The organism is uncultured Bacillus sp., assembly GCF_958411575.1.
Taxonomy (GTDB): Bacteria; Bacillota; Bacilli; order Bacillales; family Bacillaceae; genus Bacillus; species Bacillus spizizenii.
In genome coordinates this window covers 1-17,470 of sequence record NZ_CATYRA010000016.1, presented here as the reverse complement: position 1 = coordinate 17,470, position 17,470 = coordinate 1, and the positions used below count along the sequence as shown (strand labels likewise).

Below are 17,470 nucleotides of genomic sequence, written 5' to 3'. Positions count from 1 at the left end.
GGAGGAATGAATGTGAATAACGGACATTTAAATCAAATTTTGCTGATAACGGATGGCTGCTCGAACCATGGGGAAGACCCGCTTGCAATGGCTGCTTTTGCTAAAGAGCAGGGGATTACGGTAAATGTCATAGGTATAATGGAAGAAAACCAAATTGACCCTGAGGCAATGAAGGAAGTCGAAGGGATTGCGCTTGCCGGAGGCGGAGTGCATCAGGTCGTTTATGCATCTCAGCTTTCACAAACCGTTCAAATGGTAACAAAAAAAGCGATGACGCAAACCTTACAAGGTGTAGTCAATCAAGAGCTGAAACAAATTCTCGGAAAGAATGTGGAAATGGAGGAGCTTTCTCCCGAAAAACGCGGCGAAGTCATGGAAGTGGTAGACGAGCTTGGAGAAACGGTGCATCTTCAGGTTTTGGTTCTTGTTGATACAAGCGCAAGTATGGCGCCTAAGCTTCCTACAGTAAAAGAGGCGCTGATTGATTTGTCTGTCAGCCTCAATTCCCGAATAGGGAATAACGAATTTGCGATGTGTATATTTCCCGGGAAAAAACAAGAGGTCGAGCTTGTGCTGAACTGGACACCAAAGCTGCAATCTCTTTCCACACTCTTTGCAAAGCTTTCGACAGGCGGCATCACGCCGACAGGTCCGGCGATACGTGAAGCGACGCAGCAATTTGAAAAAATCCGCTCAAGAAGGAGCATGCTGGCAGATGATGAACGACGCTTTGACGAGTTTGGCATATAACCTTAAACCGGGTACAACAATCAAAGGCAAGTGGAACGGAAACACTTATACATTGCGTAAACAGCTTGGAAAAGGGGCCAATGGAATTGTGTATTTGGCAGAAGCATCAGATGGACATGTTGCCTTAAAGGTTAGCGATGACAGCTTGTCTATTACTTCTGAAGTGAATGTCTTAAAATCTTTCTCAAAGGCCCAGTCCGTTACGATGGGGCCTTCTTTTTTTGATACGGATGATGCCTATATCCCCAGTGCCAATATGAAAGTCTCGTTTTATGCAATGGAATACATAAAAGGCCCGCTGCTATTGAATTATGTCAGTGATAAAGGAGCAGAATGGATACCGGTATTGATGATTCAATTGTTATCCAGCTTATCGTTGCTTCACCAGCAAGGATGGATATTCGGCGATCTTAAACCTGATAATCTGATCGTAACCGGTCCGCCCGCAAGAATCCGCTGCATTGATGTAGGCGGCACAACAAAGGAAGGCCGGGCGATAAAAGAGTATACAGAGTTTTACGACAGAGGGTATTGGGGGTATGGAACAAGAAAAGCAGAGCCATCCTACGATCTGTTTGCAGTTGCCATGATTATGATCAACAGTGTGCATAAAAAAGAATTCAAGAAAACAAACCAGCCCAAGGAACAGCTTAGGTCTCTAATCGAAGGGCACCCTCTGCTGAAAAAGTATAAAAAAGTGCTTTTTTCAGCATTAAACGGTGATTATCAAACCGCAGATGAAATGAAGAAGGATATGCTCGACGCGGGGCAAAAAGCAGTACAGAGAAAACAAGCTGTAAAAGCATCGCCGCAGCCTGTCAGAAGACAAAGACAGCAAAAACCGCGCCAAGGAAAAGTAACGCAGACGCGATATACTCCTAAACAGAAGCCGGTTAAGTCGGGGGGATTATTTGAAACAACGCTTATCGTGATCAGCGTTTTGGCGCTTTATTTCGCCTATATTATCTTTTTCTTAATCTGAATGGCACAATCTGCAAAGCCTATGCTTCTTCTTTGCTTGGAAGGATTGAAAGTGATAGGATATGAATATCTTTAAAAAACCTGCTCATTGTGAGGAGGACATTGTGAAAAGTGTCAAAGATTTTTTTAACAAGCACAATCTTACGTTAAAAGGGGCGACAATCATTGTAGGCGTTTCCGGCGGTCCGGACTCAATGGCTCTTCTTCACGCACTGCATACGTTATGCGGCCGTTCAGCAAATATTATTGCAGCTCATGTCGACCATCGATTCAGGGGCGCGGAATCTGAGGAAGACATGCGTTTTGTCCAAGCTTATTGTAAAGCTGAACAGCTCGCGTGCGAAACGGCTCAAATCAATGTAACCGCATATGCGCGGGAAAAAGGTCTCAATAAGCAGGCTGCGGCACGTGATTGCCGCTATCAGTTTTTTGAGGACATCATGTTGAAGCATCAGGCGGACTATCTGGCGCTTGCGCATCATGGTGATGACCAGGTTGAAACGATGCTTATGAAACTGGCTAAGGGCGCGCTTGGCGCTGGACTTGCGGGAATGCAACCGGCCAGACGTTTTGGGACGGGGCGGATCATCAGGCCGTTCTTAACCATTACAAAGGAAGAGATCCTTCACTATTGCCGTGAAAACAGCTTGAGCTACCGGACGGATGAAAGCAACGCCACAGATGACTACACAAGAAACAGATTCAGAAAAACAGTGCTCCCGTTTTTGAAACAGGAGTCGCCGGATGTGCATAAAAGGTTTCAGAAAGTGAGTGAGGCACTGACGGAAGATGAGCAATTCTTACAGTCATTAACGAAAGATGAAATGAATAAAGTAATCACAAGCCAGTCTAATACATCAGTTGAAATCAATTCCTCTCAATTGCTTGCCCTCCCGATGCCTTTACAAAGAAGAGGAGTTCAACTAATATTAAACTATCTTTATGAAAACGTTCCATCATCCTTTTCAGCTCATCACATTCAGCAGTTTCTCGATTGGGCGGAAAAGGGCGGTCCTTCAGGAGTATTGGACTTTCCGAAAGGGCTGAAGGTGGTCAAATCATATCAGACATGTTTGTTTACATTTGAACAATGGCAGTGCAAAAATGTTCCCTTTGAATACCAAATAAGCGGAGATGCTAATGAAACGGCAGTGCTCCCTAATGGATTTCTGATAGAGGCAAAGCATTGTGCGGATTCGCCTGAAGAACATGGGAATGCTGTTTTTATTACAAGTGAAAAAAAGGTGCGATTTCCCTTAACGATCCGAACGAGAAAAGCTGGAGACCGGATCAAACTAAAAGGGATGAATGGCTCGAAAAAGGTAAAGGATATATTTATTGATAAGAAATTGCCTCTCCGAGAAAGAGACAACTGGCCGATTGTAACGGACGCAAGCGGTGAAATTATCTGGATACCGGGCTTGAAAAAATCAATTTTTGAAGATCTTGTGATTCCAAACAGCGACCGCATTGTATTACAATATAGACAGCATGAAAAGTGTAGGGGGCAAGCAAAATCATGATGAAACATGATATCGAGAAAGTACTGATCTCAGAGGAAGAGATACAAGAGAAAGTAAAAGAGTTAGGCACAGAATTAACGAGCGAGTATCAAGATACGTTTCCGTTGGCAATCGGTGTGTTAAAAGGAGCACTTCCTTTTATGGCGGATCTTATCAAGCATATTGATACATATTTGGAAATGGATTTCATGGATGTATCAAGCTACGGAAATTCTACGGTTTCTTCTGGAGAAGTAAAAATCATTAAAGATTTGGATACATCTGTAGAGGGCCGGGACATCTTAATTATTGAAGATATCATCGACAGTGGGTTAACCTTAAGTTATCTAGTAGAGCTCTTCCGATACCGTAAAGCAAAATCAATTAAGATTGTTACCCTTTTGGATAAACCGAGCGGAAGAAAAGCGGACATCAAAGCAGACTTTGTAGGCTTTGAAGTTCCTGACGCGTTTGTAGTGGGTTACGGACTTGATTATGCTGAGCGCTATCGCAATCTGCCTTATATCGGAGTGTTAAAACCGGCAGTTTATGAAAGCTGATCGGCAGCCTGCTTCCGAGATGGTTATTGTTTGTATTGGAATGATTTTCTATGGTACTATTGAACATAGTTGTGCTTACTGTGGGAGGAGGTAAGGAATGAATCGGGTCTTCCGTAATACCATTTTTTATTTACTTATTTTATTAGTAGTAATCGGGGTTGTGAGCTACTTCCAGACCTCAAATCCGAAAACAGAAAATATGTCGTACAGTACGTTCATCAAAAACCTGGATGACGGGAAAGTTGATAGCGTATCGGTTCAGCCTGTCAGAGGTGTTTATGAGGTAAAAGGACAGCTGAAAAACTACGACAAAGATCAATACTTTTTGTCTCATGTTCCTGAAGGAAAGGGAGCAGACCAGATATTTAATGCTTTGAAAAAGACAGACGTAAAGGTTGAGCCCGCTCAAGAAACAAGCGGATGGGTGACATTCCTGACGACCATCATCCCGTTTGTCATTATCTTTATTCTGTTTTTCTTCCTGCTCAATCAGGCTCAAGGCGGCGGCAGCCGTGTCATGAACTTCGGTAAGAGCAAGGCGAAGTTGTATACAGAGGAAAAGAAACGCGTCAAATTTAAAGACGTTGCAGGGGCTGACGAAGAAAAGCAAGAACTCGTTGAAGTTGTTGAGTTTCTGAAAGATCCCCGCAAGTTTGCCGAGCTTGGTGCGAGAATACCAAAAGGCGTGCTTTTAGTCGGTCCTCCGGGAACCGGTAAAACATTGCTGGCAAAAGCTTGTGCAGGTGAAGCCGGCGTACCTTTCTTCAGCATCAGCGGATCTGATTTCGTTGAGATGTTTGTAGGTGTCGGTGCTTCCCGTGTGCGTGACTTGTTTGAAAATGCGAAAAAGAATGCGCCTTGTTTGATCTTCATCGATGAAATTGACGCAGTCGGACGCCAGCGTGGAGCTGGTCTCGGCGGAGGACACGATGAACGTGAACAGACGCTTAACCAATTGCTTGTTGAAATGGACGGATTCAGCGCCAATGAAGGAATCATCATCATTGCTGCGACGAACCGTGCGGACATCTTGGACCCAGCCTTACTTCGTCCGGGACGTTTTGACCGTCAAATCACAGTGGACCGCCCAGATGTCATTGGCCGTGAAGCTGTATTGAAAGTCCATGCGAGAAACAAACCGCTGGATGAAACGGTTAACCTGAAATCAATTGCTATGAGAACACCAGGGTTCTCAGGCGCAGACTTAGAAAATCTATTGAATGAAGCTGCACTTGTGGCGGCTCGTCAAAACAAGAAAAAAATCGATGCGCGTGATATTGACGAAGCGACGGACCGTGTGATTGCCGGACCTGCTAAGAAGAGCCGTGTCATCTCCAAGAAAGAACGCAATATCGTGGCTTATCACGAAGGCGGACACACTGTTATCGGACTCGTGTTAGATGAGGCTGATATGGTCCATAAAGTAACGATTGTTCCTCGGGGTCAGGCTGGCGGTTATGCAGTTATGCTTCCAAGAGAAGACCGTTACTTCCAGACAAAGCCGGAGCTGCTTGATAAAATTGTCGGCCTCTTGGGCGGACGTGTAGCTGAAGAAATTATCTTCGGTGAAGTCAGCACAGGGGCGCACAATGACTTCCAGCGTGCGACGAATATTGCAAGACGAATGGTTACAGAATTCGGTATGTCAGAAAAACTTGGACCGTTGCAATTTGGACAGTCTCAGGGCGGTCAGGTATTCTTAGGCCGTGATTTCAACAACGAACAGAACTACAGTGATCAAATCGCTTACGAAATTGATCAGGAAATTCAGCGCATCATCAAAGAATGTTATGAGCGCGCGAAACAAATTCTCACTGAAAATCGTGACAAGCTTGAATTGATTGCTCAAACGCTTCTGAAAGTAGAAACGCTTGATGCTGAACAAATCAAACATCTCGTCGATCATGGAACATTGCCTGAGCGCAATTTCTCTGATGATGAAAAGAACGATGATGTGAAAGTAAACATTCTGACAAAAACAGAAGAAAAGAAAGACGATACAAAAGAGTAATTCGATTTTTTTCTAAAAACTGCCGGCTGACGCTGGCAGTTTTTTTATGTAAATCAGGGGCTCGGCTGCGGCTTTTACGATCATCCAATTTTGGTATCGATTTGTTTACAAATGAGCTGCTGATCGTGTATGGTATTGTAGAATGTTTGTAAAAAGTAAAGTAGAGAAACTATTCAAGAGTGGTGATAGAGGTTGTTACTGGTTATCGATGTGGGGAACACCAATACTGTACTTGGTGTATATCATGATGGAAAATTAGAATATCACTGGCGTATAGAAACAAGCAGGCATAAAACAGAAGATGAGTTTGGGATGATTTTACGCTCCTTATTTGAGCATTCCGGGCTTATGTTTGAACAGATAGATGGCATTATTATTTCATCAGTAGTGCCGCCAATCATGTTTGCGTTAGAAAGAATGTGCACAAAATACTTTCATATCGAACCGCAAATTGTCGGTCCGGGTATGAAAACGGGTTTAAATATAAAATATGACAATCCGAAAGAAGTGGGAGCAGACAGAATCGTAAATGCTGTTGCTGCGATACACTTATACGGCAATCCGTTAATTGTTGTTGATTTCGGAACTGCCACAACGTACTGCTATATTGATGAAAACAAACAATACATGGGCGGGGCGATTGCTCCTGGGATTACGATTTCGACAGAGGCGCTTTATTCGCGTGCGGCAAAGCTTCCGCGTATCGAAATCACCCGGCCTGACAATATTATTGGAAAAAACACTGTAAGCGCGATGCAATCTGGAATCTTATTTGGCTATGTCGGTCAAGTGGAAGGAATCGTCAAACGAATGAAATGGCAGGCAAAACAGGAACCAAAGGTCATTGCGACAGGAGGCCTTGCGCCGCTCATTGCAAACGAATCAGATTGTATAGATATCGTTGATCCATTCTTAACCCTAAAAGGGCTGGAATTGATTTATGAACGAAACCGCGTAGGAAGTGTATAGGAGGTTTTGTAATGGATTATTTAGTAAAAGCACTTGCGTATGATGGAAAAGTTCGCGCTTATGCAGCGAGAACAACTGATATGGTAAATGAAGGGCAAAGACGCCATGGTACGTGGCCGACAGCATCCGCTGCACTGGGCCGTACAATGACAGCCTCACTTATGCTCGGCGCTATGCTTAAGGGCGATGATAAGCTGACGGTCAAAGTCGAGGGCGGAGGTCCGATCGGAGCAATTGTAGCTGATGCCAATGCAAAAGGGGAAGTCAGGGCATACGTCTCTAACCCGCAAGTCCATTTTGATTTAAATGAACAAGGCAAGCTTGATGTCAGACGTGCGGTTGGAACTAGCGGAACGTTAAGTGTTGTAAAAGATTTAGGTTTGCGCGAGTTCTTCACAGGACAAGTAGAAATTGTTTCAGGAGAATTAGGCGATGATTTCACTTACTATCTGGTGTCATCTGAACAGGTTCCTTCATCAGTGGGCGTAGGTGTGCTCGTGAATCCTGACAATACCATTCTTGCGGCAGGAGGTTTTATTATTCAGCTGATGCCGGGAACAGATGATGAAACCATCACAAAAATTGAACAGCGTCTATCTCAAGTAGAGCCGATTTCTAAGCTCATTCAAAAAGGCTTGACACCAGAAGAAATTTTAGAAGAAGTCCTAGGCGAGAAGCCTGAGATTTTGGAAACGATGCCTGTTAAATTCCATTGTTCTTGTTCAAAAGAACGTTTTGAAACAGCCATTTTAGGACTAGGCAAAAAAGAAATACAAGATATGATAGAAGAAGATGGACAAGCCGAAGCAGTATGCCATTTTTGTAATGAAAAGTACTTATTTACAAAAGAAGAGCTGGAAGGGCTTCGTGACCAAACTACCCGCTAAGCTCTTTAGCGGGTTTTTTTGAATTTGAGAAAAGGGGCTGAAAACAGATTTGAAATCAAGAACTATCTGGACCATTATTTTAGGGGCGCTGTTGGTTTGCTGTATTTCCGTTGCATATACGCTGACGAAATCCCAAGCAGGCGCATCGCCGTCCGGTGAGTCTATTGCGACGATCGGTGGCAAAAGCGTAACAAGAGAAGAATGGCTGAAAGAAATGGAAGACCGATATGGAAAATCGACACTTGAAGATATGATCAATGTCCGAGTCGTTGAGCAGCTAGCCAAAAAGAACAACCTCAAAGTGTCTAACAACGAAATTGATCGTGAGTTTTTGCTGGTTAAAGCGGTCAACAATTCCTTTTACGAAGACGAACATACAACTGAGAAAGAGTGGAAAGATCAAATTCGTTATAATATCCTTCTTGAAGAATTGTTAACAAGGGATATTGATATCTCAAACAAAGAACTGAAATCATTCTATAATAAAAATAAAGAACTGTATCAGTTTGATGATTCGTATCGAATTCGGCACATTGTTGTAAAAGATGAAGAAGAAGCGAGAGAAGTCCTGAAAGAACTGAAAGGCGGCTCAAGCTTTGAAGCTGTCGCGGCCGAAAGGTCTACAGACAGATATACATCACCATATGGCGGAGATTTAGGTTTTGTCACAGAAGCATCAGACAACATTCCGTCAGCATACATTGAAGAAGCACAAACACTCAAAGAGGATGAATGGTCTGACGAACCGATAAAGGTCAGTAACGGATATGCCGTTATCCAGCTGAAAGAAAAACTAAAGGCAAGAACATTCTCATATGATGAAGTAAAGGATCAGATCAGACGGCAAATCGCAATGGATCAGCTAGGCGATAAAGCGACAGTCAAAACGCTTTGGAAAGAAGCCGATGTATCGTGGTTTTATGGGGAAAAAAGTACTAAGTGATTGACAAAAAATTTTGAAATTGATAGATTATATACATAATACCAATACAAATAGTCGGAAATTGAGGTGTCGAGAATGGTACGTGTAGCAAACTCCATTACTGAATTAATTGGGAATACGCCAATCGTTAAATTAAATCGCCTTGCAGATGAAAACAGTGCGGATGTATATCTAAAGCTTGAATACATGAACCCTGGAAGCAGTGTAAAAGACCGTATCGGTTTAGCCATGATTGAAGCCGCTGAAAAAGAAGGAAAATTAAAAGCCGGTGATACAATCATTGAACCGACAAGCGGAAATACTGGAATCGGGCTTGCGATGGTTGCTGCTGCAAAAGGATTAAAAGCTATTTTGGTTATGCCTGATACAATGAGTATGGAGCGCCGCAACCTTCTTCGCGCATACGGTGCTGAGCTTGTGCTGACTCCTGGTGCGGAAGGCATGAAAGGCGCCATTAAGAAAGCTGAAGAGCTTGCTGAGAAGCACGGATACTTTGTGCCACAGCAGTTTAATAACCCTTCAAACCCAGAAATTCACCGCCAAACAACGGGTAAAGAAATCGTTGAGCAATTCGGTGATGATCAGCTTGATGCATTTGTAGCCGGAATCGGTACAGGCGGAACGATTACTGGAGCGGGTGAAGTTCTGAAGGAAGCATACCCTTCCATCAAAATTTACGCTGTTGAACCGTCAGATTCTCCAGTGCTATCAGGAGGAAAACCAGGCCCCCATAAAATTCAGGGAATCGGAGCTGGATTTGTACCGGACATCTTAAATACTGAAGTATATGATGAAATCTTCCCTGTGAAGAATGAAGAAGCATTCGAATATGCGCGCAGAGCTGCACGTGAAGAAGGAATTCTCGGAGGCATCTCATCAGGCGCGGCAATTTATGCTGCTCTTCAAGTAGCGAAAAAACTCGGAAAAGGCAAAAAAGTATTGGCCATCATTCCGAGTAACGGCGAACGTTATCTGAGCACGCCGCTGTATCAATTCGATTAAAAAAGCAAAACTCCCGGTGCGCCGGGAGTTTTTTTATATTTGTGCATCAAATATGCCATGTCTGCGACGAATGTTATTCTTGGAAGAGAAATTCACTTTTTTCACTAACAAGATTGCTTTACAATAAAAAAACAAGCAAAAAAGAAAATAGAGGAATGATATAAATGGCACAACGCAGACCGGCAGGCAAAAAAGTACCTTTTCAAAAAGACTCATTCTTAAAACAATTTGAGAAACTTTCGCAATCCAGAAAACAGCATGTACTTCTTGAAAGTGCAAGAGGCGGCAGATACAGTATAGCCGGTCTTGATCCAATCGCGACTGTAAAAGGAAAAGACGGAATTACAACTATTAAGCATGGGGATGAGATGCTGTTTAAAGAAGGTGATCCATTACGTGCTTTCCACAGCTGGTTTAAAACGCTGGAAACAGAAACAGATCACGAGCTCCCGGATTTTCAAGGCGGGGCAATCGGGTTTCTCAGCTATGATTACGCACGTTACATTGAAAATTTTAAAATGCTCTCATTAGATGATCTGGAGACACCGGATATTTATTTTCTTGTTTTTGATGATATAGCGGTTTATGACCATCAAGAAGAGTCTCTGTGGCTGATTACTCATGTTAATGGCACTGACAATTCTGCTGACGTGAAGCTATCCGAGTTGGAGCGGATGTGGCTGACTGAGCTTCCTGCTGTTCCTTCGCGAGAGATGAAGCGGGAAACAGACGGTTCCTTCGCGGCACCATTTACCGAGGATGGATTCTCACAAGCTGTAGAGAAAATCAAACAATACATTGCCAGCGGAGATGTGTTTCAAGTCAATCTATCAATAAGGCAGTCACAGTCGCTGTCTGTCCACCCATATCAAATTTACAAGACCCTGAGAGAAGTAAATCCTTCGCCGTATATGGCCTATTTAGAAACACCTGATTTCCAAATCATTTGCGGATCACCTGAACTGCTTGTTAGCAAAAAGGGCAAGCTACTAGAGACGAGACCGATTGCGGGCACCCGTTCCAGGGGGAAAACGGACGAAGAAGACGAATCGCTCGCAAACGAATTGATCCACAATGAAAAAGAACGTGCTGAACATGTCATGCTGGTTGATCTTGAGCGAAATGATCTAGGAAGAGTATCACGGTACGGGTCTGTGCGCGTGAACGAATTCATGGCGATTGAAAAATACTCGCATGTGATGCATATTGTGTCTAACGTCCAAGGTGAACTGCAGGATGGGTATGATGCTGTAGATATTATTCATGCTGTATTTCCCGGAGGAACCATTACAGGTGCTCCCAAAGTAAGAACGATGGAAATTATAGAAGAACTTGAGCCGACACGTCGCGGGCTTTATACTGGATCTATAGGATGGTTTGGATATAATCACGATCTGCAGTTTAATATCGTCATTCGAACCATTTATGCAACCGGAGGGCAGGCATTTATGCAGTCCGGCGCAGGAGTTGTGATTGATTCCGTTCCAAAGCACGAGTACAGGGAATCATTCAAAAAAGCTTTTGCGATGCAAAAGGCGTTAGAGCTGAGCAAAGAAGAGACAAAAATTAGATGAGGTGAGCGGAGAAATGATTTTAATGATTGATAACTACGATTCATTCACGTACAACTTGGTTCAGTATTTGGGTGAGCTTGGGGAAGAGCTGATTGTGAGACGCAATGACGACATCACAATCGAAGAAATCGAAGAGCTGTCTCCGGATTTTCTAATGATTTCACCTGGGCCGTGCAGTCCTGATGAGGCAGGGATCAGCCTCGAAGCAATTAAACATTTCGCGGGGGAAATTCCCATTTTTGGTGTATGCCTCGGACATCAGTCCATCGCACAAGTATTTGGCGGCGATGTGATTAGGGCTGAACGGCTTATGCACGGGAAAACCTCGGATATCGAGCATGACGGCAAGACAATCTTCGAAGGTTTGAAAAATCCCCTTGTCGCGACTCGTTACCACTCGTTGATCGTAAAATCTGAGACACTGCCAAGCTGTTTTACAGTAACAGCACAAACGAAAGAAGGAGAAATCATGGCCATTCGCCACAATGACCTCCCGATAGAGGGCGTGCAATTTCACCCAGAGTCTATTATGACCTCCTTTGGGAAAGAAATGCTTAGAAATTTCATTGAGACATACCGCAAGGAAGTTATTGCGTGATGATATATGTTAACGGCCGGTATATAGAGGAGAAAGATGAAGTTCTTTCTCCTTTTGACCATGGATTTTTATATGGGATCGGTGTTTTCGAAACCTTCAGGCTCTACGAAGGCTACCCATTTTTGCTTGATTGGCATATAGAAAGGCTTGAACGCGCACTTAAGGATCTGCAAATCGAATATACTGTTTCAAAGCATGAGATCCTTGAGATGCTGGACAAGCTGCTTCGGCTGAATAAGATCAAGGATGGCAATGCCCGCGTCAGGCTGGACATATCAGCCGGAATCAGCGATAAAGGCTTTGTTGCCCAGACTTACGATAAGCCAACTGTTTTATGCTATGTGAACCAACTGGAACCAGAAAGTCTTCCTTTGCAAAAAGAAGGAAAGGTTTTATCAATACGGAGAAACACACCAGAGGGGGCGTTCCGGTTAAAATCTCATCATTATTTAAATAATATGTATGCGAAGCGAGAAATCGGAAATGATCCGCGTGTCGAAGGGATTTTCTTAACGGAGGATGGAGCTGTAGCGGAGGGCATCATATCAAATGTTTTCTGGAGAAAAGGCAGCTGCATCTATACGCCATCTCTTGATACCGGTATTCTGGACGGTATCACGAGACGTTTTGTCATGGAAAATGCAAAGAAAATTGGACTGGAACTCAAAACGGGCCGATATGAGCTGGAAGCTCTTTTGACAGCTGACGAGGCGTGGATGACGAACTCGGTTCTTGAGATCATCCCGTTTACTAAAATAGAAGAAGTAAACTATGCGGGCCAAAGAGGAGAAGCAGCTTCTGCTCTTCAAACGCTATACAAAAAAGAAATAAAGAACATGATTCATGAAAAGGGAGGAAGAGAATGGCGCAGCAAACGATAGACCAAACACAGGTAATCCACACCAAGCCCAGCGCTTTATCATATAAAGAGAAGACACTGGTGATGGGGATTTTAAATGTAACGCCTGACTCTTTCTCGGACGGCGGAAAATACGACAGCTTGGACAAGGCCCTCCTGCACGCGAAAGAGATGATCGATGACGGTGCCCATATCATTGATATCGGAGGAGAATCGACAAGGCCTGGCGCTGAATATGTCTCAGAGGATGAGGAAATGTCCAGAGTGATTCCGGTAATTGAGCGGATCACAAAAGAACTGGGCGTGCCGATTTCTGTAGATACGTACAAGGCTTCTGTCGCAGATGAAGCTGTTAAAGCCGGCGCATCCATCATCAATGATATTTGGGGAGCGAAACATGATCCGAAGATGGCTTCTGTTGCAGCCGAACACAATGTTCCGATTGTTCTCATGCATAACCGCCCTGAGAGAAATTACAATGACTTATTGCCGGATATGCTGTCGGACTTAATGGAGAGTGTAAAAATCGCTGTTGAGGCCGGAGTAGAGGAGAGGAACATTATCCTTGATCCAGGTATTGGTTTTGCGAAAACCTATCATGATAATTTGGCAGTGATGAATAAACTCGAGATTTTGAGCGGGCTGGGGTATCCGGTTCTTCTGGCAACCTCCCGAAAAAGATTCATCGGGCGTGTTCTGGATCTTCCACCTGAGGAGCGGGCTGAGGGCACAGGGGCGACCGTGTGTCTCGGCATTCAAAAAGGCTGTGACATTGTCAGGGTCCATGACGTGAAACAAATTGCCAGAATGGCGAAAATGATGGACGCGATGCTGAATAAGGGAGGGGTGCACCATGGATAAAGTTTTTGTAGAAGGAATGGAGTTTTACGGATACCACGGTGTGTTCAAAGAAGAAAACAAGCTTGGACAGCGATTTAAAGTTGATTTAATCACTGAGCTGGATTTAAGCAAAGCCGGACAAACAGATGACCTTGAGCAAACGATTAACTATGCTGAGCTCTATCACGTATGTAAAGATATCGTAGAAGGGGAGCCTGTGAAATTGGTGGAAACGCTGGCGGAACGTATTGCCGACACTGTGCTCAAGAAATTTCAGCCGGTGCAGCAATGTACTGTCAAAGTGATTAAGCCAGATCCGCCAATTCCCGGACACTATAAATCAGTAGCAATTGAAATCACGAGAAAAAAGTCATGAACAACATAGCTTATATCGCACTTGGATCCAACATTGGAGATAGAGAAACGTATTTAAGGCAAGCGGTGACATTGCTGCACCAGCATGATGCGGTGACAGTCACGAAAGTGTCGTCCATTTACGAAACTGACCCGGTCGGATACGAAGATCAAGATGAATTTTTGAATATGGCTGTTGAAATCAAGACGGCGCTGAACCCTTTTGAACTCCTTGAGCTGACACAGCATATAGAAAATGAATTAGGAAGAACAAGGGAAGTAAGATGGGGACCGCGGACGGCAGACCTTGACATTTTGCTGTTTAATCGTGAAAATATTGAAACAGAGCAACTAATTGTTCCGCATCCGAGAATGTATGAGCGTTTGTTTGTCCTTGCGCCGCTTGCGGAGATTTGCCCGCAGGTTGAAAAAGAGGCAACAAGTGCGGAAACAGACCAAGAAGGTGTAAGAGTATGGAAGCAGAAATCTGGGGTAGACGAATTCGTGCATTCAGAAAGCTGAAAGGTTATACTCAAGAAGGATTTGCAAAAGCGTTAGGTATATCAGTTTCTATTCTCGGCGAAATTGAACGCGGAAACCGATTGCCGTCAGCTGCCATCATTCAAGGTGCAGCAGATGTTTTAAATATAAGCGCGGACGAATTAGCGCCGCCAGAAAAAGATAACGAATGAAGGGAGGTCAAAAATGTTTAAAATCGGTGATATTCAATTGAAAAACAGGGTTGTGCTTGCCCCTATGGCTGGTGTCTGCAACTCAGCATTCAGATTGACTGTAAAGGAATTCGGAGCTGGATTGGTATGTGCTGAAATGGTCAGTGACAAAGCGATCCTTTACAACAATGCAAGAACCATGGGTATGCTTTACATTGATGAACGTGAAAAACCGCTCAGCCTTCAAATTTTTGGAGGGAAAAAGGAAACCCTTGTGGAAGCGGCAAAGTTTGTAGATCAAAACACAACTGCGGATATTATTGATATTAACATGGGATGTCCTGTGCCAAAGATTACAAAATGCGATGCGGGAGCCAAATGGCTTCTCGATCCTGATAAGATTTACGAAATGGTTTCTGCAGTAGTGGATGCCGTTGATAAACCAGTTACAGTGAAAATGAGAATGGGCTGGGATGAAGACCACATTTTCGCAGTGGAAAATGCAAAGGCTGTAGAGCGTGCGGGTGGAAAAGCCGTTGCACTTCACGGCCGTACAAGAGTACAGATGTACGAAGGAACGGCAAACTGGGACATCATCAAAGATGTAAAACAATCAGTATCGATTCCGGTTATCGGAAACGGCGATGTTAAGACGCCGCAGGATGCTAAGCGTATGCTCGATGAAACAGGAGTAGACGGTGTCATGATCGGACGCGCTGCATTGGGCAATCCGTGGATGATTTACCGTACTGTTCAGTACCTTGAAACAGGTGAATTAAAAGAAGAGCCGCAAGTACGCGAAAAAATGGCGGTATGCAAACTGCATCTTGACCGCCTGATTAACTTAAAAGGTGAAAACGTAGCGGTAAGAGAAATGAGAAAGCACGCTGCATGGTATCTGAAAGGCGTAAGAGGCAATGCGAATGTTCGTAATGAAATCAATCATTGCGAGACAAGAGAAGAGTTTGTGCAGCTTTTAGATGCATTTACTGTTGAAGTTGAGGCAAAAGAGCTTCAAAACGCAAAAGTAGGATAATACTCACCTCTATTTGCTGCTCACTGCCAGTTTTGCGCTGGCAGTTTTTCTGCTTTTTTCATGAAACAATATCTGTAATGGAGTGATAACAATGAGTCAAGAAGAGCATAACCATGAAGAATTGAACGACCAGCTGCAAGTCAGACGCGATAAAATGAACCAGTTGAGAGATAACGGCATCGATCCGTTCGGCGCACGTTTTGAAAGAACTCATCAGTCTCAGGAAGTTATTTCAGCATATCAAGATCTAACCAAAGAAGAGTTAGAAGAAAAAGCAATTGAAGTCACAATCGCAGGCCGCATGATGACAAAACGCGGCAAAGGAAAAGCCGGATTTGCGCATCTTCAGGACTTAGAAGGCCAAATTCAAATCTACGTAAGAAAAGACAGTGTCGGTGACGACCAATATGAAATCTTCAAGTCATCTGACCTCGGTGATCTTATCGGTGTTACCGGAAAAGTCTTCAAAACAAATGTAGGCGAATTGTCTGTTAAAGCAACTTCTTTTGAATTGCTGACAAAAGCGCTTCGTCCGCTTCCTGACAAATACCATGGTTTGAAAGATGTTGAGCAGCGCTACCGCCAGCGCTACCTGGATCTTATCGTAAATCCAGACAGCAAACATACGTTCATCGCACGAAGCAAGATCATTCAAGCTATGAGAAGATACCTTGATGATCACGGATACTTAGAAGTAGAAACACCAACAATGCACAGCATTCCTGGGGGAGCTTCAGCACGTCCGTTTATCACTCACCACAATGCGTTAGATATTCCACTCTACATGCGTATTGCAATCGAATTGCACCTAAAACGCCTAATTGTCGGCGGTTTAGAAAAAGTATATGAAATCGGCCGTGTATTCCGTAATGAAGGTGTCTCTACACGCCATAACCCTGAATTCACGATGATTGAGTTATATGAAGCGTATGCGGACTATAAAGATATCATGAGCTTAACTGAAAACCTTGTCGCTCATATCGCCCAAGAAGTGCTTGGAACAACTACGATCCAATACGGCGAAGAACAAATCGACCTTAAACCTGAGTGGAAAAGAATCCATATGGTTGACGCGGTCAAAGAAGCGACTGGCGTTGATTTCTGGGAAGAGGTTACTGTTGAGCAGGCTCGTGAATATGCAAAAGAACATGGCATAGAGATTAAAGATTCTATGACAGTAGGTCATATCATCAACGAATTCTTCGAACAAAAAATTGAAGAAACGCTTATTCAGCCAACGTTTATTTACGGACATCCTGTAGAAATCTCTCCTCTAGCTAAGAAAAACCCAGAGGACCCACGCTTTACAGATCGTTTTGAACTGTTTATCGTAGGCCGTGAACATGCAAACGCGTTTACAGAGCTGAATGACCCAATTGATCAAAGAGAACGCTTTGAAGCGCAATTAAAAGAGCGTGAAGCCGGTAACGATGAAGCTCATCTAATGGATGAAGACTTTGTTGAAGCTCTAGAATACGGTATGCCGCCAACAGGAGGTTTAGGCATCGGTATCGACCGTCTGGTTATGCTGCTGACGAATGCTCCTTCTATTCGCGATGTGCTGTTATTCCCGCAGATGAGACAACGCTAATAAAGAAGAGCGGCATCCTTCCTCTATGAAGGGATGCCGCTCTTTTTAAATTCCTAAGTATTTCTTCAAAAAAACTATTGCACTATTATTTGCAAGGTGGTATATTATTATTCGTTGCCGCTAAACAAGGCGATAACGAAAAAAGAACTTCAAAAAAAGTTATTGACTTCACTGAGTCAACGAGTTATAATAATAAAGTCGCTTGAACGAAGTGGACAAAATGATCTTTGAAAACTAAACAAGACAAAACGTACCTGTTAATTCATTTTTTATAAAATCGCACAGCGATGTGCGTAGTCAGTCAAACTAAGGCCTGCACGACGCAGGTCACACAGGTGTCGC

General features: G+C 43.7%; 18 protein-coding genes. All 18 read left to right on the top strand.

The annotated features are described in order from the left end of the window. The first annotated feature begins 12 nt into the window (after positions 1-12). The 18 genes from Q5C82_RS19250 to lysS all read left to right on the top strand — a co-directional run bounded on the left by Q5C82_RS19250 (position 13) and on the right by lysS (position 17,128). A complete protein-coding gene (locus Q5C82_RS19250) occupies positions 13-750 on the top strand; it encodes a VWA domain-containing protein (protein ID WP_003218383.1) in 738 nt (245 codons plus the stop codon). Then, positions 716-1,732: a serine/threonine protein kinase PrkT gene (gene prkT, locus Q5C82_RS19245; protein WP_003218385.1), complete on the top strand. Its 1,017-nt coding sequence runs from the start codon at positions 716-718 to the stop codon at positions 1,730-1,732. Before Q5C82_RS19250 ends, prkT begins: the two co-directional genes overlap by 35 nt. A gap of 103 nt (positions 1,733-1,835) precedes the next feature. Beyond that, positions 1,836-3,254 (top strand): tRNA lysidine(34) synthetase TilS, encoded by a 1,419-nt coding sequence (gene tilS / locus Q5C82_RS19240; protein ID WP_003218386.1) that lies wholly within the window; start codon positions 1,836-1,838, stop codon positions 3,252-3,254. Beyond that, the gene (gene hpt / locus Q5C82_RS19235) at positions 3,251-3,793 is read left to right on the top strand and encodes a hypoxanthine phosphoribosyltransferase (RefSeq protein ID WP_003218388.1); all 543 of its coding nucleotides are present in this window, start codon (positions 3,251-3,253) and stop codon (positions 3,791-3,793) included. The genes tilS and hpt overlap by 4 nt, the downstream gene beginning before the upstream one ends. Positions 3,794-3,890: 97 nt before the next feature. Then, positions 3,891-5,804, top strand: coding sequence for an ATP-dependent zinc metalloprotease FtsH (gene ftsH / locus Q5C82_RS19230; RefSeq protein WP_003218392.1), 1,914 nt, complete (start codon positions 3,891-3,893; stop codon positions 5,802-5,804). A 192-nt stretch (positions 5,805-5,996) separates the two neighbouring features. Next, the gene (locus tag Q5C82_RS19225; RefSeq protein ID WP_003218395.1) at positions 5,997-6,773 is read left to right on the top strand and encodes a type III pantothenate kinase; all 777 of its coding nucleotides are present in this window, start codon (positions 5,997-5,999) and stop codon (positions 6,771-6,773) included. Positions 6,774-6,784: 11 nt separating this feature from the next. After that, positions 6,785-7,660 carry a redox-regulated molecular chaperone HslO gene (gene hslO, locus Q5C82_RS19220; RefSeq protein ID WP_003218397.1) on the top strand — a complete coding sequence of 292 codons (876 nt, stop codon included), beginning with the start codon at positions 6,785-6,787 and terminating at the stop codon, positions 7,658-7,660. 49 nt (positions 7,661-7,709) lie between these two features. Beyond that, positions 7,710-8,603 carry a peptidyl-prolyl cis-trans isomerase gene (locus Q5C82_RS19215; protein ID WP_003218398.1) on the top strand — a complete coding sequence of 298 codons (894 nt, stop codon included), beginning with the start codon at positions 7,710-7,712 and terminating at the stop codon, positions 8,601-8,603. A 75-nt stretch (positions 8,604-8,678) separates the two neighbouring features. Continuing rightward, a complete protein-coding gene (cysK, locus tag Q5C82_RS19210; RefSeq protein ID WP_003218399.1) occupies positions 8,679-9,605 on the top strand; it encodes a cysteine synthase A in 927 nt (308 codons plus the stop codon). Positions 9,606-9,769: 164 nt separating this feature from the next. After that, positions 9,770-11,179, top strand: coding sequence for an anthranilate synthase component I family protein (locus Q5C82_RS19205; protein ID WP_003218400.1), 1,410 nt, complete (start codon positions 9,770-9,772; stop codon positions 11,177-11,179). A gap of 13 nt (positions 11,180-11,192) precedes the next feature. Continuing rightward, complete coding sequence (pabA, locus tag Q5C82_RS19200) at positions 11,193-11,777, top strand: aminodeoxychorismate/anthranilate synthase component II (protein WP_003218401.1); 585 nt, start codon at positions 11,193-11,195, stop codon at positions 11,775-11,777. Then, entirely contained in the window at positions 11,777-12,658 is an 882-nt protein-coding gene (pabC, locus tag Q5C82_RS19195; RefSeq protein WP_003218402.1) for an aminodeoxychorismate lyase, read from the top strand. Before pabA ends, pabC begins: the two co-directional genes overlap by 1 nt. Next, positions 12,640-13,497 (top strand): dihydropteroate synthase, encoded by an 858-nt coding sequence (folP, locus tag Q5C82_RS19190; RefSeq protein WP_003218403.1) that lies wholly within the window; start codon positions 12,640-12,642, stop codon positions 13,495-13,497. The genes pabC and folP overlap by 19 nt, the downstream gene beginning before the upstream one ends. Then, positions 13,490-13,852, top strand: a complete 363-nt coding sequence (gene folB, locus Q5C82_RS19185; RefSeq protein ID WP_003218404.1) for a dihydroneopterin aldolase — start codon at positions 13,490-13,492, stop codon at positions 13,850-13,852. Before folP ends, folB begins: the two co-directional genes overlap by 8 nt. Then, positions 13,849-14,352 (top strand): 2-amino-4-hydroxy-6-hydroxymethyldihydropteridine diphosphokinase, encoded by a 504-nt coding sequence (gene folK, locus Q5C82_RS19180; protein WP_003218405.1) that lies wholly within the window; start codon positions 13,849-13,851, stop codon positions 14,350-14,352. The genes folB and folK overlap by 4 nt, the downstream gene beginning before the upstream one ends. Continuing rightward, entirely contained in the window at positions 14,304-14,522 is a 219-nt protein-coding gene (locus Q5C82_RS19175; protein WP_003218406.1) for a helix-turn-helix domain-containing protein, read from the top strand. The genes folK and Q5C82_RS19175 overlap by 49 nt, the downstream gene beginning before the upstream one ends. A 13-nt stretch (positions 14,523-14,535) precedes the next feature. After that, positions 14,536-15,537, top strand: a complete 1,002-nt coding sequence (gene dusB / locus Q5C82_RS19170; protein ID WP_003218407.1) for a tRNA dihydrouridine synthase DusB — start codon at positions 14,536-14,538, stop codon at positions 15,535-15,537. A gap of 91 nt (positions 15,538-15,628) precedes the next feature. Beyond that, a complete protein-coding gene (gene lysS / locus Q5C82_RS19165) occupies positions 15,629-17,128 on the top strand; it encodes a lysine--tRNA ligase (protein ID WP_003218408.1) in 1,500 nt (499 codons plus the stop codon). Positions 17,129-17,470 lie beyond the last annotated feature (342 nt).

Bases quoted from the DNA above. Each gene is read 5' to 3' on its own strand.
- pabA (WP_003218401.1), top strand. From the start codon at position 11,193: ATGATTTTAATGATTGATAACTACGATTCATTCACGTACAACTTGGTT.
- folB (WP_003218404.1), top strand. From the start codon at position 13,490: ATGGATAAAGTTTTTGTAGAAGGAATGGAGTTTTACGGATACCACGGT.
- Q5C82_RS19175 (WP_003218406.1), top strand. From the start codon at position 14,304: ATGGAAGCAGAAATCTGGGGTAGACGAATTCGTGCATTCAGAAAGCTG.
- hpt (WP_003218388.1), top strand. From the start codon at position 3,251: ATGATGAAACATGATATCGAGAAAGTACTGATCTCAGAGGAAGAGATA.
- lysS (WP_003218408.1), top strand. From the start codon at position 15,629: ATGAGTCAAGAAGAGCATAACCATGAAGAATTGAACGACCAGCTGCAA.
- prkT (WP_003218385.1), top strand. From the start codon at position 716: ATGATGAACGACGCTTTGACGAGTTTGGCATATAACCTTAAACCGGGT.
- cysK (WP_003218399.1), top strand. From the start codon at position 8,679: ATGGTACGTGTAGCAAACTCCATTACTGAATTAATTGGGAATACGCCA.
- hslO (WP_003218397.1), top strand. From the start codon at position 6,785: ATGGATTATTTAGTAAAAGCACTTGCGTATGATGGAAAAGTTCGCGCT.
- pabC (WP_003218402.1), top strand. From the start codon at position 11,777: ATGATATATGTTAACGGCCGGTATATAGAGGAGAAAGATGAAGTTCTT.
- Q5C82_RS19205 (WP_003218400.1), top strand. From the start codon at position 9,770: ATGGCACAACGCAGACCGGCAGGCAAAAAAGTACCTTTTCAAAAAGAC.
- ftsH (WP_003218392.1), top strand. From the start codon at position 3,891: ATGAATCGGGTCTTCCGTAATACCATTTTTTATTTACTTATTTTATTA.
- folP (WP_003218403.1), top strand. From the start codon at position 12,640: ATGGCGCAGCAAACGATAGACCAAACACAGGTAATCCACACCAAGCCC.
- folK (WP_003218405.1), top strand. From the start codon at position 13,849: ATGAACAACATAGCTTATATCGCACTTGGATCCAACATTGGAGATAGA.
- dusB (WP_003218407.1), top strand. From the start codon at position 14,536: ATGTTTAAAATCGGTGATATTCAATTGAAAAACAGGGTTGTGCTTGCC.